Source organism: Escherichia sp. WS2035, assembly GCF_046487065.1.
GTDB classification, from domain to species: Bacteria; Pseudomonadota; Gammaproteobacteria; order Enterobacterales; family Enterobacteriaceae; genus Escherichia; species Escherichia coli.
This window is the reverse complement of the sequence record NZ_JBJQKD010000001.1, coordinates 448,041-471,988: the sequence shown is the minus strand read 5'-3', so window position 1 is coordinate 471,988 and position 23,948 is coordinate 448,041. Positions and strand designations below refer to the sequence as shown.

At 51.6% G+C, this 23,948-nt stretch carries 19 protein-coding genes and 7 tRNA genes; 22 read left to right on the top strand and 4 right to left on the bottom strand.

The window, feature by feature from the left end; genetic code table 11:
- The first annotated feature begins 3 nt into the window (after positions 1-3).
- The 5 genes from ACJHX4_RS02300 to ACJHX4_RS02280 are packed head-to-tail and all read left to right on the top strand — an operon-like array spanning position 4 to position 4,675.
- Positions 4-891: a dihydrodipicolinate synthase family protein gene (locus ACJHX4_RS02300; protein WP_001126959.1), complete on the top strand. Its 888-nt coding sequence runs from the start codon at positions 4-6 to the stop codon at positions 889-891.
- A 59-nt stretch (positions 892-950) separates the two neighbouring features.
- A complete protein-coding gene (locus ACJHX4_RS02295; protein WP_000480543.1) occupies positions 951-1,709 on the top strand; it encodes a TerC family protein in 759 nt (252 codons plus the stop codon).
- Between the two features lie 35 nt (positions 1,710-1,744).
- On the top strand, positions 1,745-2,914 hold the full coding sequence (locus tag ACJHX4_RS02290; protein ID WP_000109425.1) for a sialidase family protein: 1,170 nt from the start codon (positions 1,745-1,747) through the stop codon (positions 2,912-2,914).
- Positions 2,911-3,381 carry a YhcH/YjgK/YiaL family protein gene (locus tag ACJHX4_RS02285; protein WP_000583481.1) on the top strand — a complete coding sequence of 157 codons (471 nt, stop codon included), beginning with the start codon at positions 2,911-2,913 and terminating at the stop codon, positions 3,379-3,381. The genes ACJHX4_RS02290 and ACJHX4_RS02285 overlap by 4 nt, the downstream gene beginning before the upstream one ends.
- A gap of 13 nt (positions 3,382-3,394) precedes the next feature.
- Positions 3,395-4,675: an SLC13 family permease gene (locus ACJHX4_RS02280; protein ID WP_000177661.1), complete on the top strand. Its 1,281-nt coding sequence runs from the start codon at positions 3,395-3,397 to the stop codon at positions 4,673-4,675.
- An 88-nt stretch (positions 4,676-4,763) separates the two neighbouring features.
- Here ACJHX4_RS02280 and nagE read toward each other — a convergent pair whose 3' ends face one another.
- Complete coding sequence (gene nagE / locus ACJHX4_RS02275; protein WP_001023114.1) at positions 4,764-6,710, bottom strand: PTS N-acetyl glucosamine transporter subunit IIABC; 1,947 nt, start codon at positions 6,708-6,710, stop codon at positions 4,764-4,766.
- Positions 6,711-7,042: 332 nt separating this feature from the next.
- Between nagE and nagB the strand changes: the two genes are divergently transcribed.
- From nagB to asnB, 5 genes are all read left to right on the top strand, one after another.
- Positions 7,043-7,843, top strand: coding sequence for a glucosamine-6-phosphate deaminase (gene nagB / locus ACJHX4_RS02270; RefSeq protein WP_001237072.1), 801 nt, complete (start codon positions 7,043-7,045; stop codon positions 7,841-7,843).
- 59 nt (positions 7,844-7,902) lie between these two features.
- Entirely contained in the window at positions 7,903-9,051 is a 1,149-nt protein-coding gene (nagA, locus tag ACJHX4_RS02265) for an N-acetylglucosamine-6-phosphate deacetylase (RefSeq protein ID WP_000271154.1), read from the top strand.
- An 8-nt stretch (positions 9,052-9,059) separates the two neighbouring features.
- Positions 9,060-10,280, top strand: a complete 1,221-nt coding sequence (gene nagC, locus ACJHX4_RS02260; RefSeq protein ID WP_000187594.1) for a DNA-binding transcriptional regulator NagC — start codon at positions 9,060-9,062, stop codon at positions 10,278-10,280.
- A gap of 47 nt (positions 10,281-10,327) precedes the next feature.
- Complete coding sequence (nagD, locus tag ACJHX4_RS02255; protein ID WP_000153129.1) at positions 10,328-11,080, top strand: ribonucleotide monophosphatase NagD; 753 nt, start codon at positions 10,328-10,330, stop codon at positions 11,078-11,080.
- Positions 11,081-11,335: 255 nt separating this feature from the next.
- Positions 11,336-13,000, top strand: coding sequence for an asparagine synthase B (gene asnB / locus ACJHX4_RS02250; protein WP_000337077.1), 1,665 nt, complete (start codon positions 11,336-11,338; stop codon positions 12,998-13,000).
- 41 nt (positions 13,001-13,041) lie between these two features.
- Here the strand turns inward: asnB and ACJHX4_RS02245 are convergent, their stop codons facing one another.
- Complete coding sequence (locus ACJHX4_RS02245) at positions 13,042-13,479, bottom strand: hypothetical protein (protein WP_000943484.1); 438 nt, start codon at positions 13,477-13,479, stop codon at positions 13,042-13,044.
- Between the two features lie 333 nt (positions 13,480-13,812).
- Here ACJHX4_RS02245 and ACJHX4_RS02240 point away from each other — a divergent pair.
- From ACJHX4_RS02240 to ACJHX4_RS02210, 7 genes are all read left to right on the top strand, one after another.
- Positions 13,813-13,889 (top strand) — tRNA-Met (locus tag ACJHX4_RS02240).
- 10 nt (positions 13,890-13,899) lie between these two features.
- Positions 13,900-13,984: transfer RNA gene (locus ACJHX4_RS02235), tRNA-Leu, on the top strand.
- A gap of 23 nt (positions 13,985-14,007) precedes the next feature.
- Positions 14,008-14,082 (top strand) — tRNA-Gln (locus ACJHX4_RS02230).
- 34 nt (positions 14,083-14,116) lie between these two features.
- Positions 14,117-14,191 (top strand) — tRNA-Gln (locus tag ACJHX4_RS02225).
- Between the two features lie 15 nt (positions 14,192-14,206).
- Positions 14,207-14,283 (top strand) — tRNA-Met (locus ACJHX4_RS02220).
- Positions 14,284-14,331: 48 nt separating this feature from the next.
- Positions 14,332-14,406 (top strand) — tRNA-Gln (locus ACJHX4_RS02215).
- Between the two features lie 37 nt (positions 14,407-14,443).
- Positions 14,444-14,518, top strand: a tRNA-Gln gene (locus ACJHX4_RS02210).
- A 154-nt stretch (positions 14,519-14,672) separates the two neighbouring features.
- On the opposite strand, the gene ubiF is transcribed toward ACJHX4_RS02210, so the two are convergent.
- Complete coding sequence (gene ubiF / locus ACJHX4_RS02205; RefSeq protein ID WP_247773303.1) at positions 14,673-15,848, bottom strand: 3-demethoxyubiquinol 3-hydroxylase; 1,176 nt, start codon at positions 15,846-15,848, stop codon at positions 14,673-14,675.
- Between the two features lie 145 nt (positions 15,849-15,993).
- Between ubiF and miaB the strand changes: the two genes are divergently transcribed.
- From miaB to lnt, 5 genes are all read left to right on the top strand, one after another.
- On the top strand, positions 15,994-17,418 hold the full coding sequence (gene miaB, locus ACJHX4_RS02200) for a tRNA (N6-isopentenyl adenosine(37)-C2)-methylthiotransferase MiaB (protein ID WP_000162747.1): 1,425 nt from the start codon (positions 15,994-15,996) through the stop codon (positions 17,416-17,418).
- A gap of 152 nt (positions 17,419-17,570) precedes the next feature.
- Complete coding sequence (locus ACJHX4_RS02195; protein ID WP_001018040.1) at positions 17,571-18,611, top strand: PhoH family protein; 1,041 nt, start codon at positions 17,571-17,573, stop codon at positions 18,609-18,611.
- Positions 18,608-19,075 carry an rRNA maturation RNase YbeY gene (gene ybeY / locus ACJHX4_RS02190; protein ID WP_000084467.1) on the top strand — a complete coding sequence of 156 codons (468 nt, stop codon included), beginning with the start codon at positions 18,608-18,610 and terminating at the stop codon, positions 19,073-19,075. The genes ACJHX4_RS02195 and ybeY overlap by 4 nt, the downstream gene beginning before the upstream one ends.
- 89 nt (positions 19,076-19,164) lie before the next feature.
- Positions 19,165-20,043 carry a CNNM family magnesium/cobalt transport protein CorC gene (gene corC, locus ACJHX4_RS02185; protein ID WP_001278605.1) on the top strand — a complete coding sequence of 293 codons (879 nt, stop codon included), beginning with the start codon at positions 19,165-19,167 and terminating at the stop codon, positions 20,041-20,043.
- 24 nt (positions 20,044-20,067) lie between these two features.
- Positions 20,068-21,606, top strand: a complete 1,539-nt coding sequence (gene lnt / locus ACJHX4_RS02180) for an apolipoprotein N-acyltransferase (RefSeq protein WP_000853068.1) — start codon at positions 20,068-20,070, stop codon at positions 21,604-21,606.
- Positions 21,607-21,732: 126 nt separating this feature from the next.
- On the opposite strand, the gene ACJHX4_RS02175 is transcribed toward lnt, so the two are convergent.
- Positions 21,733-23,610, bottom strand: coding sequence for a rhomboid family intramembrane serine protease (locus ACJHX4_RS02175; RefSeq protein WP_001276754.1), 1,878 nt, complete (start codon positions 23,608-23,610; stop codon positions 21,733-21,735).
- Between the last annotated feature and the right edge of the window lie 338 nt (positions 23,611-23,948).

Sequence of the window (23,948 nt, the reverse complement as noted above, 5' to 3'; positions counted from 1 at the left end):
ATCATGCCGAAAACCATTGAAGGTGTATTAACCGCTATCGTCACCCCGTTTACCGCGACCGGCAGTCTGAATATCCCGGCGTTAAAAGTGCAGGTGAATCGTCAACTGGAAGCGGGTAACGCGATTTTTTGCGGCGGCACCAACGGCGAGTTTTTTGTGTTGAATGAACAGGAGAAGCTCAGCGTTACGCAAACCTGCGTGGATGAAGTGGCTGGTCGTGCGCCAGTCGTGGCACACATTGGCGAGATCTCTACGCGCGAAACGATTCGTCTGGGTCAGCAGATTGAAAAACTTGGCGTAGATGCCGTGTCGGTCATTGCCCCTTACTTCGTACCGCTGAAACAGGAAGAGTTGATTGCGCATTACAGCGCAATTGCCGACACACTGAGCATTCCGATGTTTCTCTATAACATCCCGGCCCGCACTGGCAATACGATCCAGCCAGAAACCGCGCGTGCTCTGGCGTCGCACCCCAATATCATTGGGATTAAAGACAGCGACGGAAGCGACGAAAGCCTGAAGGGTTTTCTCGATGCGGTGCGCGACATTGACGGCTTTAATGTGCTCAACGGCCCGGATTCGCTGATCCATAAAGGGTTTGTCGAGGGATGTTCAGCCTGTATCTCTGGGCTCGCCAACGTCGCGCCGCGAGAAATCAATGCCATCTGGTCTCGCTTCCATGCCGGTGATATTGAAGGGTCTTATGAAGCACAGGAGAGTGTAACGGGCCTGCGTACCGATCTTTATAAAGTAGCATTCTCCCCGGCTGCGGTGAAAAAAGCGTTGCAGCTTATGGGGCATGATGTTGGTGATAGCCGCTACGCGGTTAATTTCACGCCTGAACAGATCAGCGAGATTCAACAAATTATTCGTCATTATAACATTAATTAAATTAACTCTATTATCCAGCCCGCTATAAAGTTTAGATAAAGAGAATAAAGGATTACCCCATGTTTTTGTGGTTTATGCAGCCAGATATCTGGCTCACTTTAATTACCCTCACCTTTCTGGAAATTATTCTTGGGGTGGATAATATTATTTTTCTTTCACTGGTGGTGGCAAAACTTCCGTTATCACAACAAAATATGGCGCGTAAACTGGGTTTAAGCTGCGCGATGATTATGCGGATATTATTGCTGATATCCATTGCGTGGCTTTCACATATTACCCAGCCGCTTTTTACCGTGCTGACGCTGGAGATTTCGTTCCGCACGTTGATTCTGCTCGGGGGCGGGCTGTTCCTGATTTATAAAGCGATACAGGAGATACGCGAAGAGCTGTCGCCCGCGCAGGAAGACGAACATGGCAGCGGATCGCGGCAACTGTCGTTGTGCGGTGCCATTGTACAGATAATGCTGCTCGATATCGTGTTTAGCCTGGATTCGGTGATCACCGCCGTCGGCCTTTCTCAGCATATATTTATCATGATTGCCGCCGTAATGATTGCCGTCGGTGTCATGATGTTTGCGGCGAAAACAATTGGTGATTTCGTTAACGCCACGCCGTCAATAAAAATACTGGCGTTAACCTTTTTATTGTTTGTCGGTGTATTGCTGGTTGCCGATAGTCTCAACATTCATATTGCCAAAGAGTATCTCTACTTCGCGATATTTTTCTCATTAAGTGTTGAGACACTCAATATTATCCGTGAAAGAAAAAATAAAAAAGTTTCGACATTGATCGAAACGCATGAATCGCACTCGCATTAATAAATCTATTACCAACTTTAAGATGGAGTCTAACTATGTCTGTAGCCCTTATTCGTGACGGCGTCATCCGTCCATCCGAAAACGATTCGCATGTGCTTACCGCCATGCTGCCCTCGTCCTGCCCGCAAAACCACGCGGCGAATATTCTGCCTTTGCCGGATGGCGCGTTAATGTGCGTCTGGTTTGCGGGAACGCAGGAAGGTATTGCCGATATTTCTGTCTGGGGATCGCGATTGCCCGCTGGCGGAATGCAGTGGAGCGATGCGGCCAAACTTTCCCACGATGACACGCGTTCAGAGCAAAACCCGGTGCTGTTTCTCGCGCCGGATAACGTGCTGTGGCTCCTATGGACCGCACAAATATCCGGTAATCAGGACACCGCCATCGTCCGCTACCGTAAGTCAGACGACCTCGGACAAACCTGGGGCGAGATTGCCACCCTGCTTGATAAACCCGGTACGTTCATTCGACAGCCAATCACGGTGCTTGATAACGGCAACTGGCTGCTGCCCGTCTTTTATTGCCGTACCCAACCCGGCGAAAAATGGGTCGGCAATGATGATATCAGCGCAGTGAAAATTTCCGCTGACGGTGGTCACTCCTGGCGCGATGTCGAGGTGCCGCAAAGTCTCGGCTGTGTTCATATGAATATCACAATGTTGCACGACGGTACGTTGGTTGCTCTCTTTCGCAGCCGTTGGGCAGACAACATCTATATCAGCCATTCAGTGGACAACGGCGAGAGTTGGTCGGTGCCGCAAGCAACCGAATTGCCCAACAACAATTCGTCTATTCAGGTAACGACGCTTGCCAGCGGCGAACTGGCGCTGGTGTACAACGCGATGAGTGCGGCAGGCGCAGTAGAACGTCGCGCGTCGCTTTATGACGAAATCGACGATGGCGACGACAGCCGCAAAGAACCGACAGCCGTCGGACGCTCCGCTTTCTGGGGTGCCCCACGCGCGCCGATGACGGTAGCGATTTCTGCCGATGGTGGGAAAAGCTGGTCGTGGCGGCGCAATCTCGATGAAGGCGACGGCTACTGCATGACCAACAATTCCCTGGAAAAGCTAAATCGTGAGTTCTCCTACCCCAGCATCAAACAAAGCCCGGACGGTACGCTACATATCGCTTACACCTGGTGGCGTCAGGCCATCAAGTACGTACGCATCTCCCCCGAGTGGGTTAAGGGGCAGGCATCATGATTATCGGTAATCTCAACCATTTGTCGCTGGCGGGGCTTCCTGCCTGGGTGAGAAATATTCTGCTGCGCCCGGAGTGTTCGTTATCGGCGTTATCCACCAGAGAGGACGGTCGCTGGCAACCTGAAGGATGTCGGTGGTTCTGCTCGCTGGGAACTTCAGACACGCAACCCGCCGAACTTCGCCATACGGAGTATCACCATCTATGGGCCGATATACAGGTGGTGATTACTGGTTGTGAGGGCATTAATGCGGGAACGCGGCCCATCGCTCGCGAAAACGATGAAGAACGTAAGCCCGATCTGTTTATCGCCCCATCCCCTGAAAACAGTGTCGCCATCACCCTACACGCCGGTGATTTCGCCGTCTTTATGCCTGAGGAACCTCACCAGGCACTGTGCGCAATTGGCACGGCTACTTCAATACGCAAAGCGGTCTTTAAAGTACCGCGCGACATGCTGGAAGCCTAAAAGGAGAGAAAAAATGACAATGGAAATGATCCTGGCATTAGGAATACTGGTCCTGATGATCGTGCTGATCATGTCGGACAAAATGCCTTTTGGCGCACCGCCACTGCTTGCGTGTTTATTGCTGGTTGTATCGGGACTTTCGACCGTTCAACAGGCTTTTGCCGGATTCGTCAATCCAAGCGTGGTGATGATTGCAGGGTTTATGGTGGTCATGGCGGCGCTACAAAAAACCCGGCTTATCAGCAACGTTAAATCTGCGATGATAAGCCTGGTCAATAAAGGCAGTTACCGCAGCTATGGGCTGTTGTTAGTCATTGTTATGCTGGGTGCCAGTCTTGCCGGCACCGGAGCGACCGGTTATTACGTGCTAATTCTGTCGCTGGTATCCACCATTCCGTACAGTAAAAAGCTACCAACATCGAAATTAATGATGCCCCTGGGATTTGCCACCAACCACCCGCTTCTTCCTATCAATCTCGCGCTTCTCTTTGGCGTTACGGCGACCGTACTCGAAACCGCGGGGTTTCATCAGGCGATTTCGATGGGGCGCTTTGCGCTGGTGAATCTCATCATGTCAGCGGCTTTCCTCGCATGGAGTCTTATTGCCTACCGTTTTCTTCCGGATCATCCCATTGCGGATGCTTCCGAGGATGCGCTGGCGGCACGCGAGGAAACGTTTAACGCCCTTCCTGCCTGGAAAGAATATTGCACTATTGCCGCATTCGCTGTCAGCGTTATCGGCATGATGCTAATGAACATTCTGGGAAATATCGCCTTCGTTATTCCGGGTCTTGCGGGTGCGTTTGTTCTGATGATCGATGTACTGGACTTCAAAGAAGTTCGCGATCATATGGGGGCTCCGGTCATTTTAATGATGGCGGGGGTGATCGGTGTAGCTGATGCACTGGCGGGCACCGGCTTTACGGCGATGGTTGGCGATGCCGTTGCAGGTGTGCTCGGTTCTGGCGTCTCACCGTTTGTATTTATTGTCGCCTTTGCTTTGCTTACCAGTACCTGCGCCACCTTCACGGGTTCGAATATGGGGTCAGTATATATTTTTGCCCCCATCGCCATTGCCGCCTGTACTAGCCTTGGGCTTAACCCGACCGCTGCCGCGATTGCGGTGGTGATTTCTGGCTGGAATGGCGGCTATATGCCTATTGACGGAATGCCAGCCATGATCCTCGGAATGGGGAAATACAAACTTCCCGAATTCTGGGTGTTCTCTGTACCAATGTATCTCATCCGCATTCTGGCGCTTTGTGCAGGCGCTGTTTTTATCTTCCCAATGTAATCTCAGACAAAAAAAGCGGCAGAGAAGATCCCTGCCGCTTTTTATTGTTGGATGCGACGCTGCCGCGTCGCATCAGACATAAAGCAGATTACTTTTTGATTTCATACAGCGGTGTTTGACCCGCCACAACATGGCCCTGAGCTTTAATGATAAGGCCGCTGAAATCATCGATATTGCTGCAAACCACCGGGCTAATCATCGAACGGGCGTTAGCGTTCAGGTAATCCAGATCCATTTCCAGAATCGGTTGCCCTGCGCTTACCTGCGCGCCCTCTTCCACCAGACGTTTAAAGCCTTTACCTTCCAGCGCTACGGTGTCGATACCCATATGGACGACGATCTCCGCGCCTTTTTCGGTTTCCAGACAGAACGCGTGGTTGGTGTTGAAGATTTTCACGATTGTTCCTGCGGCTGGTGATACGACGATTTTATCTGTCGGTTTCACCGCCACACCGTCACCCACCGCTTTGCTGGCGAATGCTTCGTCAGGAATCTGATCCAGTGCCACAACATCCCCGGTAATCGGCGATACCAGCTCCGCGATAGATACCGCGTTTGGTACAGCCTGCGGTTTTGCTACAGGAGCGGCAGTTGCCGGAGTTGCTTCAGCTGACGCAGCGGCTACCGGACCACGGGCAACGACTTTCTTCATCGCATCGCCGATGGATTCTGCTTTCGCGCCAACAATCACCTGAATAGTCTGTTTGTTCAGTTTTACTACCCCAGAAGCACCCAGACGTTTACACATCGCATCGTTGACGCGAGCTGAGTCAACCACGGTAAGGCGCAGACGAGTAATACAGGCGTCAATGGCTTTCAGGTTGTCAGTACCGCCAACCGCAGCAATATAGTTGGTTGCCAGTTGATTGAGACCTTCTTCAGTATTGCTGTTAGCCTCTTCAGTAACGATCTCGTCTTCTTTATCTTCACGACCCGGCGTTTTCAGGTTGAACATGCGGATAACCAAACTGAACACCACGAAGTAGATAGCGAAGAAGACAACCCCCATCACCAGCAGCATCCAGACGTTCTGGCTGGCGGCCGGCAGGTTATACATCAACGCGTAGTCGATAGCCCCCGCAGAGAAAGAGAAGCCGGCATGGATACCCAGCAACGTTGCCACAAACAGGCTGATACCGGTCAGCAGTGCGTGCAGGAGGTACAGCAGCGGTGCAAGGAACATGAACAGGAATTCCAGCGGCTCAGTCACACCGGTCAGGAACGCAGTAACAGCAACAGAAAGCAGCATCCCGCCAACCATCGGACGACGCTCTTTCGGTGCTGCGAAGTACATCGCCAGCGCCGCACCCGGCAGGCCGAACATCATAATCGGGAAGAAGCCGGACATGAACATCCCCGCGGTGCCGTCACCGGCATAGAAGCGGTTGATATCACCGTGGAAAACCGTTCCCGCCGCGTTGGTGAATTCACCAATCTGGAACCAGGCGATGGTGTTCAGCACCTGATGCAGACCGGTTGGGATCAGCAGACGGTTGATGAAACCAAAGATACCGGAACCCAGCGCGCCCGCAGAAACGATCCACTCGCCGCCTGCATGGATAGCGTGCTGTACCGGTGGCCAGACGTAACCAAAAATGGCCGCCAGCACCAGACAGAAGAAGCCGGTGGCTATCGGCACAAAGCGTTTGCCGCCGAAGAAGCTCAGGAAGTCCGGCAGTTTAATATCGGACCAACGGTTATAGGCTGCGCCACCAACCAGACCGGTAATGATACCCGCCAGTACACCCATGTTAATTTCTGGGTTGATGGTCACCATCGCTTTGGTTAACACAAAGTAACCTACCGCACCCGCCAGTGCCGCCGCACCTGCGCTGTCTTTCGACCAGCTGGATGCCACGCCGATGGCGAATATTAATGCGAGGTTATCAAAAATCGCACCGCCCGCCTGGGCAATAAACGCAACGTTAAGTAAATCTGGCTGACCGAATCGCAGCAACAGCGCCGCCACCGGCAGCACCGCGATAGGGAGCTGTAACGCCCTACCGAGTCGCTGGAAAAAACCTAAAATATTCATCTTATTCCCCCTACGAGAACCCTATTTGGCTCGTTTAAAGCCGTATTTTTATTTTGCTGCAAATTGTACTGCCGATGTTCTGTAATCAGATTGTTAGATCATCTGCTACAGAGTGTGTGAAAATTTAATTCGTATCGCAAATTAAACGCGTGTCTTTTGTGAGTTTTGTCACCAAATATCGTTATCATCACTCCCTTTTACTGGCTAAACCAGAAAACTTATTTTATCATTCAAAAAATCAGGTCGGATTGACGCCTGTCTGCGCAAATCCAGGTTACGCTTAAAGATGCCTAATCCGCCAACGGCTTACATTTTACTTATTGAGGTGAATAATGAGACTGATCCCCCTGACTACCGCTGAACAGGTCGGCAAATGGGCTGCTCGCCATATCGTCAATCGTATCAATGCGTTCAAACCGACTGCCGATCGTCCGTTTGTACTGGGCCTGCCGACTGGCGGCACGCCGATGACCACCTATAAAGCGTTAGTCGAAATGCATAAAGCAGGCCAGGTCAGCTTTAAGCACGTTGTCACCTTCAACATGGACGAATATGTCGGTCTGCCGAAAGAGCATCCGGAAAGCTACTACAGCTTTATGCACCGTAATTTCTTCGATCACGTTGATATTCCAGCAGAAAATATCAACCTTCTCAACGGCAACGCCCCGGATATCGACGCCGAATGCCGCCAGTATGAAGAAAAAATCCGTTCTTACGGAAAAATTCATCTGTTTATGGGCGGTGTAGGTAACGACGGTCATATTGCATTTAACGAACCGGCGTCTTCTCTGGCTTCTCGTACTCGTATCAAAACCCTGACTCATGACACTCGCGTCGCGAACTCTCGTTTCTTTGATAACGATGTTAATCAGGTGCCAAAATATGCCCTGACTGTCGGTGTTGGTACATTGCTGGATGCCGAAGAAGTGATGATTCTGGTGCTGGGTAGTCAGAAAGCACTGGCACTGCAGGCCGCCGTTGAAGGTTGCGTGAACCACATGTGGACCATCAGTTGTCTGCAACTGCATCCAAAAGCGATCATGGTGTGCGATGAACCTTCCACCATGGAGCTGAAAGTTAAGACTTTAAGATATTTCAATGAATTAGAAGCAGAAAATATCAAGGGTCTGTAATTGTTATCCCTGCCCTGGCTCCTTGCTCAGGGCAATATTTTTTAAAATCGGGGGTCAGAATGTATGCATTAACCCAGGGCCGGATCTTTACCGGCCACGAATTTCTTGATGACCACGCGGTTGTTATCGCTGATGGCCTGATTAAAAGCGTCTGTCCGGTAGCGGAACTGCCGCCAGAGATCGAACAACGTTCACTGAACGGGGCCATTCTCTCCCCCGGTTTTATCGATGTGCAGTTAAACGGCTGCGGCGGCGTACAGTTTAACGACACCGCTGAAGCGGTCAGCGTGGAAACGCTGGAAATCATGCAGAAAGCCAATGAGAAATCAGGCTGTACTAACTATCTGCCGACGCTTATCACCACCAGCGATGAGCTGATGAAACAGGGCGTGCGCGTTATGCGCGAGTACCTGGCAAAACATCCGAACCAGGCGTTAGGTCTGCATCTGGAAGGTCCGTGGCTGAATCTGGTAAAAAAAGGCACCCATAATCCGAATTTTGTGCGTAAGCCTGATGCCGCGCTGGTCGATTTCCTGTGTGAGAACGCCGACGTGATTACCAAAGTGACTCTGGCACCGGAAATGGTTCCAGCGGAAGTCATCAGCAAACTGGCAAATGCCGGGATTGTGGTTTCTGCTGGTCACTCCAACGCGACGTTGAAAGAAGCGAAAGCCGGTTTCCGCGCGGGGATTACCTTTGCCACCCATCTGTACAACGCGATGCCGTATATTACCGGTCGTGAACCGGGCCTGGCGGGCGCGATCCTCGACGAAGCTGACATTTATTGCGGTATTATCGCTGATGGCCTGCATGTTGATTACGCCAACATTCGTAACGCTAAACGTCTGAAAGGCGACAAATTGTGTCTGGTTACCGATGCCACCGCGCCAGCAGGTGCCAACATTGAACAGTTCATTTTTGCGGGTAAAACAATATACTACCGTAACGGACTTTGTGTGGATGAGAACGGTACGTTAAGCGGTTCATCCTTAACCATGATTGAAGGCGTGCGTAATCTGGTCGAACATTGTGGTATCGCACTGGATGAAGTGCTGCGTATGGCGACGCTCTATCCGGCACGTGCGATTGGCGTTGAGAAACGTCTCGGCACGCTCGCCGCAGGTAAAGTAGCCAACCTGACTGCATTCACACCTGATTTTAAAATCACCAGGACCATCGTTAACGGTAACGAGGTCGTAACTCAATAAGAGAAAGTATGACACCAGGCGGACAAGCTCAGATAGGTAATGTTGATCTCGTAAAACAGCTTAACAGCGCGGCGGTTTATCGCCTGATTGACCAGTACGGGCCAATCTCGCGGATTCAGATTGCCGAGCAAAGTCAGCTTGCCCCCGCCAGCGTAACCAAAATTACGCGTCAGCTTATCGAACGCGGGCTGATCAAAGAAGTTGATCAGCAGGCCTCCACCGGGGGCCGCCGCGCTATCTCCATCGTCACCGAAACCCGCAATTTCCACGCAATCGGCGTACGGCTTGGTCGTCACGACGCCACCATCACCTTGTTTGATCTCAGCAGCAAAGTGCTGGCAGAAGAACATTACCCGCTGCCGGAACGTACCCAGCAGACGCTGGAACATGCCCTGCTGAATGCCATTGCTCAGTTTATTGATAGCTACCAGCGCAAGCTACGCGAGCTGATCGCGATTTCGGTGATCCTGCCAGGGCTTGTAGACCCGGACAGCGGCAAAATTCATTACATGCCGCATATTCAGGTAGAAAACTGGGGGCTGGTTGAAGCACTGGAAGAGCGTTTTAAAGTGACCTGTTTTGTCGGCCACGATATCCGCAGTCTGGCGCTGGCAGAGCACTACTTCGGTGCAAGTCAGGATTGCGAAGACTCCATTCTGGTGCGTGTCCATCGCGGAACCGGGGCCGGGATTATCTCTAACGGGCGAATTTTTATCGGGCGCAACGGCAACGTCGGTGAAATTGGCCATATTCAGGTCGAACCGCTGGGTGAACGCTGCCACTGCGGCAACTTTGGCTGCCTGGAAACTATCGCCGCCAATGCTGCCATTGAACAACGGGTGTTGAATCTGTTAAAGCAGGGCTACCAGAGCCGTGTGCCACTGGACGACTGCACCATCAAAACTATCTGCAAAGCCGCGAACAAAGGCGATAGCCTGGCCTCGGAAGTGATTGAATATGTCGGTCGTCATCTGGGTAAAACCATCGCCATTGCTATCAACTTATTTAATCCGCAAAAAATTGTTATTGCTGGAGAAATCACCGAAGCCGATAAAGTGCTGCTCCCTGCTATTGAAAGCTGCATTAATACCCAGGCGCTGAAGGCGTTTCGTACTAATCTACCGGTGGTACGTTCTGAGTTGGATCACCGCTCGGCAATCGGCGCTTTTGCGCTGGTAAAACGCGCCATGCTCAACGGTATTTTGCTCCAGCATTTGCTGGAAAATTAATGTGCTTTTATAGTGGCGCTTATTGTTGTCAATATTCTGGGTAGTCCATGACCATTAAAAATGTAATTTGCGATATCGACGGCGTGCTGATGCACGATAACGTCGCCGTACCGGGTGCAGCGGAATTTTTGCACGGGATTATGGATAAAGGCCTGCCGCTGGTGTTGCTGACCAACTATCCTTCGCAGACCGGGCAAGATCTGGCGAATCGCTTTGCCACTGCCGGTGTCGATGTACCGGATAGCGTGTTTTATACCTCCGCAATGGCGACCGCCGATTTTCTGCGTCGCCAGGAAGGCAAGAAAGCGTATGTGGTGGGCGAAGGCGCACTGATTCATGAACTGTACAAAGCCGGTTTCACTATTACCGATGTGAACCCTGATTTTGTGATTGTTGGCGAAACGCGTTCCTACAACTGGGACATGATGCATAAAGCAGCCTATTTCGTCGCTAACGGTGCACGCTTTATCGCCACCAACCCGGACACCCACGGGCGCGGTTTTTATCCCGCCTGTGGCGCGTTGTGTGCAGGGATCGAGAAAATCTCCGGGCGCAAACCGTTCTATGTTGGAAAGCCGAGTCCGTGGATCATCCGCGCGGCATTAAACAAAATGCAGGCGCATTCGGAAGAAACGGTGATTGTCGGCGATAACTTGCGTACCGATATTCTGGCGGGCTTCCAGGCCGGTCTGGAGACGATTCTGGTGCTTTCTGGTGTTTCGTCGCTCGACGATATCGACAGTATGCCGTTCCGCCCAAGTTGGATTTACCCATCGGTCGCTGAAATCGACGTTATCTGAATAGCAACCACGCCTCAGGGCGTGGTTTCTTATTTTTACCCATCATTAAAATCACCCCATTCAATAAAACCCGTCAAAAACTATCGATCCATCAATAAATATACCCAAAAGCCCTCCCCTTTTTCATCAATCAGCAATCGCCATTACGTTTTTTATTTTTCCACTGCCAAATCGCTTGCGCACCGTGCTGCTTTGCGGCATTTTTTTAACAAGTAAACACAACACGCAGTAAACACCAGGTTAATGGAGAAGGTTATGTGTTCAATTTTTGGCGTATTCGATATCAAAACAGACGCAGTTGAGCTGCGTAAGAAAGCACTCGAGCTGTCACGCCTGATGCGTCATCGTGGCCCGGACTGGTCCGGTATTTATGCCAGCGATAACGCCATTCTCGCCCACGAACGTCTGTCAATTGTTGACGTTAACGCGGGGGCGCAACCTCTCTACAACCAACAAAAAACTCATGTGCTGGCAGTAAACGGTGAAATCTACAACCACCAGGCATTGCGCGCTGAATATGGCGATCGTTACCAGTTCCAGACCGGGTCTGACTGTGAAGTGATCCTCGCGCTGTATCAGGAAAAAGGGCCGGAATTTCTCGACGACTTGCAGGGCATGTTTGCCTTTGCCCTGTACGACAGCGAAAAAGATGCATATCTGATTGGTCGCGACCATCTGGGGATCATCCCACTGTATATGGGCTATGACGAACACGGTCAGCTGTATGTGGCCTCAGAAATGAAAGCCCTCGTGCCAGTTTGCCGCACGATTAAAGAGTTTCCGGCGGGGAGCTATTTGTGGAGTCAGGACGGCGAAATCCGTTCTTATTATCATCGCGACTGGTTCGACTACGATGCGGTGAAAGATAACGTGACCGACAAAAACGAGCTGCGTCAGGCACTGGAAGATTCCGTTAAAAGCCATCTGATGTCTGATGTGCCTTACGGTGTGCTGCTTTCTGGTGGTCTGGATTCCTCAATTATTTCCGCTATCACCAAGAAATACGCCGCCCGTCGCGTGGAAGATCAGGAACGCTCTGAAGCCTGGTGGCCGCAGTTGCACTCCTTTGCTGTAGGTCTGCCGGGTTCACCGGATCTGAAAGCAGCCCAGGAAGTGGCAAACCATCTGGGCACGGTGCATCACGAAATTCACTTCACTGTACAGGAAGGTCTGGATGCCATCCGCGACGTGATTTACCACATCGAAACTTATGATGTGACCACTATTCGCGCTTCAACACCGATGTATTTAATGTCGCGTAAGATCAAGGCGATGGGCATTAAAATGGTGCTGTCCGGTGAAGGTTCTGACGAAGTGTTTGGCGGTTATCTCTACTTCCACAAAGCGCCGAACGCTAAAGAGTTGCATGAAGAGACGGTGCGTAAACTGCTGGCCCTGCATATGTATGACTGCGCGCGTGCCAACAAAGCGATGTCAGCCTGGGGCGTGGAAGCACGCGTTCCGTTCCTCGACAAAAAATTCCTTGATGTGGCGATGCGCATTAACCCACAGGATAAAATGTGCGGTAACGGCAAAATGGAAAAACACATCCTGCGTGAATGTTTTGAAGCGTATCTGCCTGCAAGCGTGGCCTGGCGGCAAAAAGAGCAGTTCTCCGATGGCGTCGGTTACAGTTGGATCGACACCCTGAAAGAAGTGGCAGCGCAGCAGGTTTCTGATCAACAGCTGGAAACTGCCCGCTTCCGCTTCCCGTACAACACGCCGACCTCAAAAGAAGCGTATCTGTACCGGGAGATCTTTGAAGAATTGTTCCCGCTTCCGAGCGCCGCTGAGTGCGTGCCGGGCGGTCCTTCCGTCGCTTGTTCTTCCGCTAAAGCGATTGAGTGGGATGAAGCGTTCAAGAAAATGGACGATCCGTCTGGTCGCGCGGTTGGCGTTCACCAGTCGGCATATAAATAAGACGTGTAATATTGCCCCGGAGAAATCCGGGGCAATTTCAGTTACTGGGGCGCTTGTTGATTCTGATATGCAGTAAGGAAATGTTCCGGGTTTGCCACATCGCTATTTGACAACTCATCACTGTAGGCCACCAACCAGGTCGCCTGCTCATCCGGAATATGCAGTCTGCCATTTCCCTCTTTCAGGCGTAATAACTCAAAAGATTTGCCCTTAATTACGGCGGTATAGGATTTCTCACCTTCCTGTAATGCTTTCACTTTACAGCGAAATATCTGACCATCGATGTCATTATCAACATGCGATACCTGAATGAGGGCTTCATTAGAAGCTTTCGGGCCTATCCGCATCATCCACACCACAGCGCCTTCCTGCCCACGATAGCCAAAAACATATTTACCGATTTCCGGTTTAACCGTATCGGCGAACGCAGATTGCATAAGTAATAACGCACCCATCAACGCCGTCATAAAACGCAGCATAGTATTCCCTCAATAAATCGCCTGAAGTGGTAGCAGAGATGCAGGCGTAGCGATCCCTGCCCTGTCCTGTTGCAACGGGCCAGTATTTCATAGATTAATTTCCCACCACTATTGTTGAATTCCGAATTTCATCCTGTATGACAAAAGAATGGCTGTAGGGTGGGGAAAAAACACAAAGTAAACAATAATTGACGAATATAGCGCCATGCTGTTCGCAACCTAACCAAACAGTCACTTTCGAGCAATTTTCCTTGAAAAAGAGGTTGACGCTGCAAGGCTCTATACGCATAATGCGCCCCGCAACGCCGATAAGGTATCGCGAAAAAAAAAGATGGCTACGTAGCTCAGTTGGTTAGAGCACATCACTCATAATGATGGGGTCACAGGTTCGAATCCCGTCGTAGCCACCATCTTTTTTTTGCGGGAGTGGCGAAATTGGTAGACGCACCAGATTTAGGTTCTGGCGCCGCAAGGTGTGCGAGTTCAAGTCTCGCCTCCCGCACCATTCACCAGAAAGCGTTGTACGGATGGGGTATCGCCAAGCGGTAAGGCACCGGTTTTTGATACCGGCATTCCCTGGTTCGAATCCAGGTACCCCAGCCATATTCTTCGAGTAAGCGGTTCACCGCCCGGTTATTGGGGTATCGCCAAGCGGTAAGGCACCGGTTTTTGATACCGGCATTCCCTGGTTCGAATCCAGGTACCCCAGCCATCGAAGAAACAATCTGGCTACGTAGCTCAGTTGGTTAGAGCACATCACTCATAATGATGGGGTCACAGGTTCGAATCCCGTCGTAGCCACCAAATTCTGAATGTGTCGAATATGTTCGGCAAATTCAAAAACCAATTTGTTGGGGTATCGCCAAGCGGTAAGGCACCGGATTCTGATTCCGGCATTCCGAGGTTCGAATCCTCGTACCCCAGCCAATTTATTCAAGACGCTTACCTTGTAAGTGCACCCAGTTGGGGTATCGCCAAGCGGTAAGGCACCGGATTCTGATTCCGGCATTCCGAGGTTCGAATCCTCGTACCCCAGCCACATTAAAAAAGCTCGCTTCGGCGAGCTTTTTGCTTTTCTGCGTATATTCAATGCCGAATACGATGTTGACTCGTCTTATCCTTACAAAGTCGGATGCGACGCTGCCGCGTCTTATCCGACCTACGGTTGGCATGCATCCAGCAATGTTGTGAGGCTACAACCCTAACGCATATTTCAGCGCCTTACGTTTCAACACGCCAGCACGCTCCGCCGCCATCAAACCAAGATTACGCACAAAACGCAGCGGTGGCAGATTATTGCTGAATCCGGCATAAAACAGATCCATACCACTTTGCATCATGAAGTTATCCGCCATACGCCGCATCTGGTAACGCTTGAGCACAGGATAACTGGCCCACGCTTCGCCGTAGCTGCGGGCGTTCACCAGAACGTCAATCAGGGCATCGACATCACGATAACCAAGATTCACTCCCTGCCCCGCCAGCGGATGGATGGTATGCGCGGCATCGCCCACCAGAGCAAGCCCTGGTTGCACATACTGCAACGCATGGCGACGTATAAGCGGAAACGCACCAGCGGCAAGCGGTGTCACGTAACCCAGACGCGACGGGAAATGCTTCGCGATTTCCGCCTGTAGCTGCGCCATATTCATATTCTGCAACTGGCGAATGCGCGCCGGAGAGTCATACCACACCAGCGATGCCCAGTTATCAAACAACGGCAGAAACGCACGCGGTCCGTCCGGGGTAAATTGCTGCCAGGTGCTGTCGCCGGGATCGTTCTCACACTGTACGCTAATCAACATACACGACTGCGCATACTGCCAGGCATGAACGCCAATTCCCGCCATCTGTCGCACCTGCGAATTTGCGCCGTCGGCACCAATCACCAGCTTCGCGAGGATCGTTTCACCGCCCTTCAGTTCCAGCTCCTGAAGATCATTATGGCGATGCAGTGCAGTCAGCGAGGTTGGCACACGTAACGTTACTTTCGGATGCGCTTCCAGCGCCTGCCACAAAGCCTGTTGCAGGACAGTGTTTTCCACCATGTAGCCAAGCAACGGTAGCTTAAGTTCAGCGGCGTCAAACACGACATGCGCCGTTTCCCACTCCCACGTTTCCAGTCTGCGGTAAGGATGGCAACGCATAGCCTGTACTGCATCCCAGACCCCTAACCCTTTAAGCAATGATACCGAAGCCGCGCTGATCGCCGAGATCCGCACATCCGGTTGGCTGTCAGCGACAAACGGCGCAGATTCTGCGTGCTCGATCACCGTTACCGTAAACCCGTGCTGTGCCAGCCCCAGCGCCAGTGCGCCGCCGACCATTCCTCCGCCGACAATGGCAATTTCCGTTGGTTGATTTGTCATGGTCAATCATCCTGTTAGCAATATGCTTTAAGTTTACAGGATTTTTACCCCCAAGGGCTGATAACGCTCATACTGGTCACAACGGCAGCAAAGCATTACACTATGCGCCCTGCATTCCTGGCTACTATTTCGCAAGAGCAAGTCGATGACCAAAAAACTCCATATTAAAACCTGGGGCTGTCAGATGAACGAGTACGATTCATCGAAGATGGCCGATCTGCTGGATGCCACCCACGGCTATCAACTGACCGACGTGGCGGAAGAAGCGGATGTGCTGCTGCTGAACACCTGCTCAATCCGCGAGAAGGCTCAGGAAAAAGTCTTCCATCAGTTGGGTCGCTGGAAACTGTTAAAAGAGAAGAATCCAGACCTGATTATCGGCGTCGGCGGCTGCGTGGCATCGCAAGAAGGCGAGCACATTCGCCAGCGCGCCCACTATGTCGATATTATTTTTGGGCCGCAAACGCTGCATCGTCTACCGGAGATGATCAACTCCGTGCGCGGCGACCGCAGCCCGGTTGTAGATATCAGCTTCCCGGAAATCGAGAAGTTTGACCGTCTGCCGGAACCGCGCGCCGAAGGGCCGACCGCGTTTGTCTCCATCATGGAAGGCTGCAATAAATATTGCACCTACTGCGTGGTGCCTTACACCCGTGGTGAAGAGGTAAGCCGTCCGTCCGACGATATTCTGTTTGAGATCGCCCAGCTTGCGGCTCAGGGCGTGCGTGAAGTCAACCTGCTCGGTCAGAATGTGAATGCCTGGCGTGGTGAGAACTACGACGGCACCACCGGAACGTTTGCCGATCTGCTGCGTCTGGTTGCGGCGATTGACGGGATCGATCGTATTCGCTTTACCACCAGCCATCCGATCGAATTCACCGACGATATCATCGAAGTGTATCGCGACACGCCGGAGCTGGTGAGCTTCCTGCACTTGCCGGTACAGAGCGGTTCCGATCGCATTCTGAACCTGATGGGCCGTACTCACACGGCGCTGGAGTACAAAGCGATCATCCGTAAACTGCGTGCGGCGCGTCCGGATATTCAGATCAGTTCTGACTTCATCGTTGGCTTCCCTGGCGAAACCACCGACGACTTCGAGAAAACGATGAAGCTGATTGCCGACGTCAATTTCGACATGAGCTACAGCTTTATCTTCTCCGCTCGTCCAGGAACGCCTGCCGCCGATATGGTTGATGATGTTCCGGAAGAAGAGAAGAAGCAGCGTCTGTATATTCTGCAAGAGCGCATTAATCAGCAAGCGATGGCATGGAGCCGCCGTATGCTCGGCACCACCCAGCGTATTCTGGTAGAAGGTACATCGCGTAAGAGCATCATGGAGCTTTCCGGTCGTACTGAAAATAACCGCGTGGTTAACTTCGAAGGCACGCCGGATATGATCGGTAAATTCGTCGATGTAGAAATTACCGACGTCTATCCAAACTCCCTGCGCGGAAAAGTGGTGCGTACTGAAGATGAAATGGGTCTGCGCGTCGCAGAAACACCGGAATCGGTGATTGCCCGTACCCGCAAAGAAAACGACCTTGGCGTGGGTTATTATCAGCCGTAATTCTCAGGCCCGCCGTTCCGGTGGGCCTTGTTTTTTCTCTCTTTATCCCCATCTTTATCGCAATGCTTGCGCCTTTTTCCTGTGGCGTGAATAATTTCCTTATAGGCCGGTGAATGTTCAGCTTCCGGCGGCATACAGATAAGAGGAACGGTTTGAACATAGACACTCGCGAAATCACCCTGGAGCCAGCAGACAATGCGCGTCTGTTGAGCCTGTGCGGCCCGTTTGATGACAACATCAAACAACTCGAACGCCGTCTCGGCATCGAAATCAATCGCCGTGATAACCACTTTAAACTGACCGGCCGTCCGATTTGCGTCACCGCTGCGGCAGACATTCTGCGTAGCCTGTATGTCGATACTGCCCCGATGCGCGGTCAGATTCAGGATATCGAACCGGAACAGATCCACCTTGCGATTAAAGAAGCGCGGGTACTGGAGCAAAGCGCGGAGAGCGTGCCGGAGTACGGCAAAGCAGTCAATATCAAAACCAAACGCGGCGTAATTAAGCCGCGCACGCCAAACCAGGCGCAGTACATCGCCAATATTCTCGACCATGACATTACCTTCGGCGTTGGCCCGGCGGGTACGGGTAAAACCTACCTGGCAGTGGCTGCGGCAGTTGATGCCCTGGAGCGTCAGGAAATTCGCCGTATTCTGCTGACTCGTCCGGCGGTCGAAGCCGGTGAGAAACTGGGCTTCCTGCCTGGCGATTTAAGCCAGAAAGTAGACCCGTATCTGCGCCCGCTGTACGACGCGCTGTTTGAAATGCTGGGCTTTGAGAAAGTCGAGAAACTGATTGAGCGCAACGTTATTGAAGTCGCACCGCTGGCCTATATGCGTGGTCGTACGCTGAACGACGCGTTTATCATTCTTGATGAGAGCCAGAACACCACCATCGAACAGATGAAGATGTTCCTGACCCGTATCGGTTTTAACTCAAAAGCGGTTATCACCGGCGACGTCACACAGATCGACCTGCCGCGTAATACCAAGTCTGGTTTGCGTCATGCCATCGAAGTGCTGGCTGATGTCGAAGAGATCAGCTTTAACTTCTTCCACAGCGAAGACGTGGTTCGTCACCCGGTGGTGGCGCGTATCGTTAACGCTTATGAAGCCTGGGAAGAAGCCGAACAAAAACGTAAAGCGGCGCTGGCGGCAGAACGCAAGCGCGAAGAACAGGAACAAAAATGAGTCAGGTGATCCTCGATTTACAACTGGCATGTGAAGATAATTCCGGGTTACCGGAAGAGAGCCAGTTTCAGACATGGCTGAATGCGGTGATCCCGCAGTTTCAGGAAGAATCGGAAGTGACTATTCGCGTGGTCGATACCGCCGAAAGCCACAGTCTGAATCTGACCTATCGCGGTAAGGATAAGCCGACCAACGTGCTCTCCTTCCCGTTTGAAGTGCCGCCTGGCATGGAAATGTCGCTACTGGGCGATCTGGTTATCTGCCGTCAGGTGGTTGAGAAGGAAGCTCAGGAGCAAGGCAAACCACTGGAGGCGCACTGGGCGCATATGGTGGTGCACGGCAGTCTGCATTTGTTAGGTTACGATCACATCGAAGATGACGAAGCAGAAGAAATGGAAGCCATCGAAACAGAGATTATGCTTGCTCTGGGCTATGAGGATCCGTACATTGCCGAGAAAGAATAATTTGCCAGGCATTTGACTGGCAGACGTCCCCGCCGTTGGTGATTAACGACGGCGTTTTGATTAACTAACATGAGAACCCATACGACGCCATGAGCGACGACAATTCACACAGTAGTGACACGATAAGCAACAAGAAGGGATTTTTCTCCCTGTTACTCAGCCAACTTTTCCACGGTGAACCGAAAAACCGTGACGAACTGCTGGCGCTGATCCGTGATTCCGGGCAGAACGACCTTATCGACGAAGATACGCGCGATATGCTCGAAGGGGTGATGGACATCGCAGACCAACGCGTTCGCGACATCATGATCCCCCGCTCCCAGATGATTACCCTGAAACGCAACCAGACGCTGGACGAATGCCTTGATGTCATCATCGAGTCCGCCCACTCACGTTTCCCGGTGATTAGCGAAGACAAAGATCACATTGAAGGGATTCTGATGGCGAAAGACTTGCTGCCGTTTATGCGCAGCGATGCTGAAGCCTTCAGCATGGACAAAGTGTTACGTCAGGCGGTTGTCGTTCCTGAAAGTAAGCGCGTAGACCGGATGCTGAAAGAGTTTCGCTCTCAGCGTTACCACATGGCGATCGTCATTGACGAATTCGGTGGGGTTTCCGGTCTCGTGACCATTGAAGACATCCTGGAACTGATTGTTGGTGAGATTGAAGACGAGTATGACGAAGAAGATGATATCGACTTCCGTCAGCTGAGTCGTCATACCTGGACCGTGCGCGCACTGGCTTCTATTGAAGACTTCAACGAAGCGTTCGGCACCCACTTTAGCGATGAAGAGGTTGACACTATCGGTGGTCTGGTGATGCAGGCATTTGGGCATCTTCCGGCGCGTGGCGAAACCATCGACATCGACGGTTACCAGTTCAAAGTGGCGATGGCCGACAGTCGGCGTATTATTCAGGTTCATGTCAAAATCCCGGATGACTCACCCCAGCCGAAGCTGGATGAATAAAACCGAAACTGGATAGATAACTACATGGCTTTTGCCTCATTAATTGAACGCCAGCGCATTCGCCTGCTGCTGGCGTTATTATTCGGTGCCTGCGGAACGCTGGCCTTCTCTCCTTACGACGTCTGGCCTGCGGCGATTATTTCGCTGATGGGACTTCAGGCGCTGACCTTTAACCGCCGTCCACTCCAGTCTACCGCTATTGGCTTTTGCTGGGGATTTGGCCTCTTTGGCAGCGGTATTAACTGGGTCTATGTCAGCATCGCGACCTTTGGCGGAATGCCTGGCCCGGTTAACATCTTCCTAGTGGTACTGCTGGCGGCGTATTTGTCGCTGTATACCGGACTGTTTGCTGGCGTGCTGTCGCGTCTGTGGCCGAAAACCACCTGGCTGCGCGTGGCGATTGCCGCCCCTGCTCTCTGGCAAGTGACCGAGTTTCTGCGCGGTTGGGTACTAACAGGCTTCCCGTGGTTACAGTTCGGCTATAGCCAGATTGATGGCCCGTTAAAAGGGCTGGCACCGATAATGGGCGTGGAAGCCATTAACTTCCTGCTGATGATGGTTAGTGGCCTGCTGGCACTGGCGTTGGTCAAACGCAACTGGCGTCCGCTGGTGGTGGCCGTCGTGCTGTTTGCCCTTCCCTTCCCGCTGCGTTACGTCCAGTGGTTTACCCCGCAACCGGAGAAAACCATTCAGGTTTCGATGGTTCAGGGCAATATTCCGCAATCGCTGAAATGGGACGAAGGCCAGCTTCTTAATACGCTGAAGATTTACTACAACGCAACGGCACCGCTGATGGGCAAATCATCGCTGATTATCTGGCCGGAGTCGGCGATAACCGATCTGGAAATTAATCAGCAACCGTTCCTCAAAGCTCTGGACGGTGAGTTGCGCGATAAAGGTAGCTCGCTGATCACCGGGATTGTCGACGCGCGTCTCAATAAACAGAACCGCTACGATACCTACAACACCATCATCACACTGGGTAAAGGCGCACCGTACAGCTATGAATCAGCCGATCGCTATAACAAAAACCATCTGGTGCCGTTTGGCGAGTTTGTCCCACTGGAGTCGATTCTGCGTCCATTAGCACCGTTCTTTGATTTGCCGATGTCGTCATTCAGCCGCGGACCATATATTCAGCCACCGCTGTCGTTGAATGGCATTCAACTTACTGCGGCCATTTGCTACGAAATCATTCTCGGCGAGCAAGTGCGCGATAACTTCCGCCCGGATACCGACTATCTGCTGACTATCTCCAACGATGCGTGGTTTGGTAAGTCTATTGGTCCATGGCAGCACTTCCAGATGGCGCGAATGCGTGCGCTGGAGCTGGCGCGCCCACTGTTGCGCAGCACCAACAACGGCATTACGGCGGTGATTGGCCCGCAGGGTGAGATTCAGGCGATGATCCCGCAGTTCACCCGCGAGGTGTTAACCACTAACGTAACGCCGACCACCGGACTCACCCCGTACTCACGTACCGGCAACTGGCCACTGTGGGTGCTGACGGCACTGTTTGGCTTTGCCGCTGTACTGATGAGTCTGCGTGCTCGCAAACGTTAATGTGCCTGATGCGCGACGCTTATCAGGCCTACGCGATTTTTGCAATATGTTGAATTTTCGCGATTTTGTAGGATAAAGCGTACTTTTTCAACACGCTCTGGGGCATGATTATCATGCCCTTTTTTCTTACGGTTCAGGGATACAAGCCACATCGCCATATTGGGGATGCCGAATAATTGCCTGCGGATCAAGTGAACTTTCTCTGTCCAGTTGTATTAGCCCGTTCTTCGCCATAACAAATATCTTTCTACCATCCGCTGAAAAACGAAGATGATTCACGTAGCTGGCAGGATAAACGCCAATAATCTGCCCGGCATTAATATTGAGCAGGATGACATAACCTTGCAGGCCATATGACACCAACGCTAAATATTGACCGTCCGGGCTAATACCCTCAACGGAATAAACGCTCCTGCTACACCATTGCGTCATAATGCTGGCTTGTTGATCCTCAGCTCTTATACGTGAAATCCCCTGGCTATCGGCAAAAATAATCTCACCATTTTTTGGTCGGAATCCCATCGCAGAAACGACACCACGCGCATCACCTGCGGGAAAGTCTTCTTTCTGATGCGTGATGGTATTGATCCGCACGATGTTACCTCTGCCTGCTCCCGGAACCAGTAATGTTTTTTCATCCGGGGAAAGTGCCATAACCCAGGCGCCTGGTTTACCGCTCATCCCCGTCCCGTCGTATTTCTCCAGCGGGATATCCGCCACATGCTGATAAGCCACCAGATCAATCGCTGACACACTATTACTGGTGCGATTCATCACCCAGGCTTTTGTGCCATCACGCGAGAGGATAAGGCTGTCAGGATGTGCGCCGGTGGTAATCGACTGAATAATCTCCCCCGTTGCCACGTTAATGACCGATAATGCATTCGCTTCAAATGAAGTCGCATACAGCAACGTTTCATCCGGGCTTAGCGCCAGCGACCTGACGCCCTGATCTTTACAGCCACCACAATGTTTGACTGACTTTTCTTTCGCTATGGGGGCTGTAAAGGTATGCAGGATTTTCTTTTGTCCGAGGTCGAAAACAACAATGCTGTTCGTGTTTTCAATTGCGGCATACAACGTATTAGCATCCCGACTGATCGCCATATCATGGATATCGGCAATCTCAGCGAGTAAATCACCACTGGCCTGCTCACGACTTACCGGAGCGGATAATGTTTCCCTGAGGGCGTTGCGCTCCTCCACTAACTGCTGCTTTTTTTGTCGTCGCTCTTGTTCAATCTCCTGCGGATAAAACGCTTCACGCAGGCTTTGCCTGACCTGTAAAACTGATTCATCAATCTGCTGCTGCACAAGCCAGATAGTCCCGGTCAGAAGAAGAGTGACCGCAACAATAATCCCGCCTTCCGTAACGAGCCGATTTTGCCCAACTAAACGCGCACTCAGCCAACCCAACGCGCCCCCCGCAATCAGGCCGCCAATGTGGCAAGCGTTATCTATTCCTGTTTGCCGGGTACCATACAACAGTGTCAGCGCCACCATACCCAACAGAGGAAATACTCGCCGCTGGTTTTTATGGTGTGTGCCCGCACCTGAAGCAAGCTGTGTTGCTATCGCAGCGCCCGCTATTCCCATAATTGCCCCGGATGCCCCAACGCTGATGACTATCTGCTCACTTTCGCGTAACGCATAACAGGCGCTGATCAGCCCACCAAAGATGCCGGAGAATAACCAGATAATCAGGAGTCGCCATTTCCCCAGTATCCGTTCCGCCACTGTCCCCACCACCAGGAGTGCAAACATATTCATCAGCAAATGGGAAAAACTACTGTGCAGAAAAACACTGCTCAATAAGCGCCAGGATTCATCCGACAACGTGAGAGAAGCAACGTTAGCGCCGAGATGGATGAGTGCGGATTGATCGACTTCTTCGTAACTCATCCATTGTGCGAGGTAACAAAATATCCCAACACAGAGCGCAAAAAGGATCAGGGTTATTGCGGGTAATTGAACATTTAACGGCTTAACCGAAGATGCAGACATAAGGTGATTCTTCCTTGAAAAGACTAGTAAAAAGCATTTTCCCGTGTGTAGTTATCATCCCGGCAAACGTCCCACACCGAAAAGTTAACACTGTCCGAAATATGACTTTTTCAAACTGAAATTACAATCGTAATTAATTCACCCCTAAGTATTTTTTGGCATGTAAGTTGCTTTATTTACTGTGTAAGCAATGAAATCAGCCGCAACGCAACCGGGTTGCACCACCACAAATCAGCGGTAGCACCAAAAAGGTGCGGTTTAAGAATTTTGCTTCGGAATGGTGCGGCGCACCTCGCAAAAACAAACAATAAAACAGCAATATCTTTACATTTATCCAA

Coding starts and splice junctions, on each gene's coding strand:
- ACJHX4_RS02300 (WP_001126959.1), top strand. CDS start 4: ATGCCGAAAACCATTGAAGGTGTATTAACCGCTATCGTCACCCCGTTT.
- ACJHX4_RS02295 (WP_000480543.1), top strand. CDS start 951: ATGTTTTTGTGGTTTATGCAGCCAGATATCTGGCTCACTTTAATTACC.
- ACJHX4_RS02290 (WP_000109425.1), top strand. CDS start 1,745: ATGTCTGTAGCCCTTATTCGTGACGGCGTCATCCGTCCATCCGAAAAC.
- ACJHX4_RS02285 (WP_000583481.1), top strand. CDS start 2,911: ATGATTATCGGTAATCTCAACCATTTGTCGCTGGCGGGGCTTCCTGCC.
- ACJHX4_RS02280 (WP_000177661.1), top strand. CDS start 3,395: ATGACAATGGAAATGATCCTGGCATTAGGAATACTGGTCCTGATGATC.
- nagE (WP_001023114.1), bottom strand. CDS start 6,710: ATGAATATTTTAGGTTTTTTCCAGCGACTCGGTAGGGCGTTACAGCTC.
- nagB (WP_001237072.1), top strand. CDS start 7,043: ATGAGACTGATCCCCCTGACTACCGCTGAACAGGTCGGCAAATGGGCT.
- nagA (WP_000271154.1), top strand. CDS start 7,903: ATGTATGCATTAACCCAGGGCCGGATCTTTACCGGCCACGAATTTCTT.
- nagC (WP_000187594.1), top strand. CDS start 9,060: ATGACACCAGGCGGACAAGCTCAGATAGGTAATGTTGATCTCGTAAAA.
- nagD (WP_000153129.1), top strand. CDS start 10,328: ATGACCATTAAAAATGTAATTTGCGATATCGACGGCGTGCTGATGCAC.
- asnB (WP_000337077.1), top strand. CDS start 11,336: ATGTGTTCAATTTTTGGCGTATTCGATATCAAAACAGACGCAGTTGAG.
- ACJHX4_RS02245 (WP_000943484.1), bottom strand. CDS start 13,479: ATGCTGCGTTTTATGACGGCGTTGATGGGTGCGTTATTACTTATGCAA.
- ubiF (WP_247773303.1), bottom strand. CDS start 15,848: ATGACAAATCAACCAACGGAAATTGCCATTGTCGGCGGAGGAATGGTC.
- miaB (WP_000162747.1), top strand. CDS start 15,994: ATGACCAAAAAACTCCATATTAAAACCTGGGGCTGTCAGATGAACGAG.
- ybeY (WP_000084467.1), top strand. CDS start 18,608: ATGAGTCAGGTGATCCTCGATTTACAACTGGCATGTGAAGATAATTCC.
- corC (WP_001278605.1), top strand. CDS start 19,165: ATGAGCGACGACAATTCACACAGTAGTGACACGATAAGCAACAAGAAG.
- lnt (WP_000853068.1), top strand. CDS start 20,068: ATGGCTTTTGCCTCATTAATTGAACGCCAGCGCATTCGCCTGCTGCTG.
- ACJHX4_RS02175 (WP_001276754.1), bottom strand. CDS start 23,610: ATGTCTGCATCTTCGGTTAAGCCGTTAAATGTTCAATTACCCGCAATA.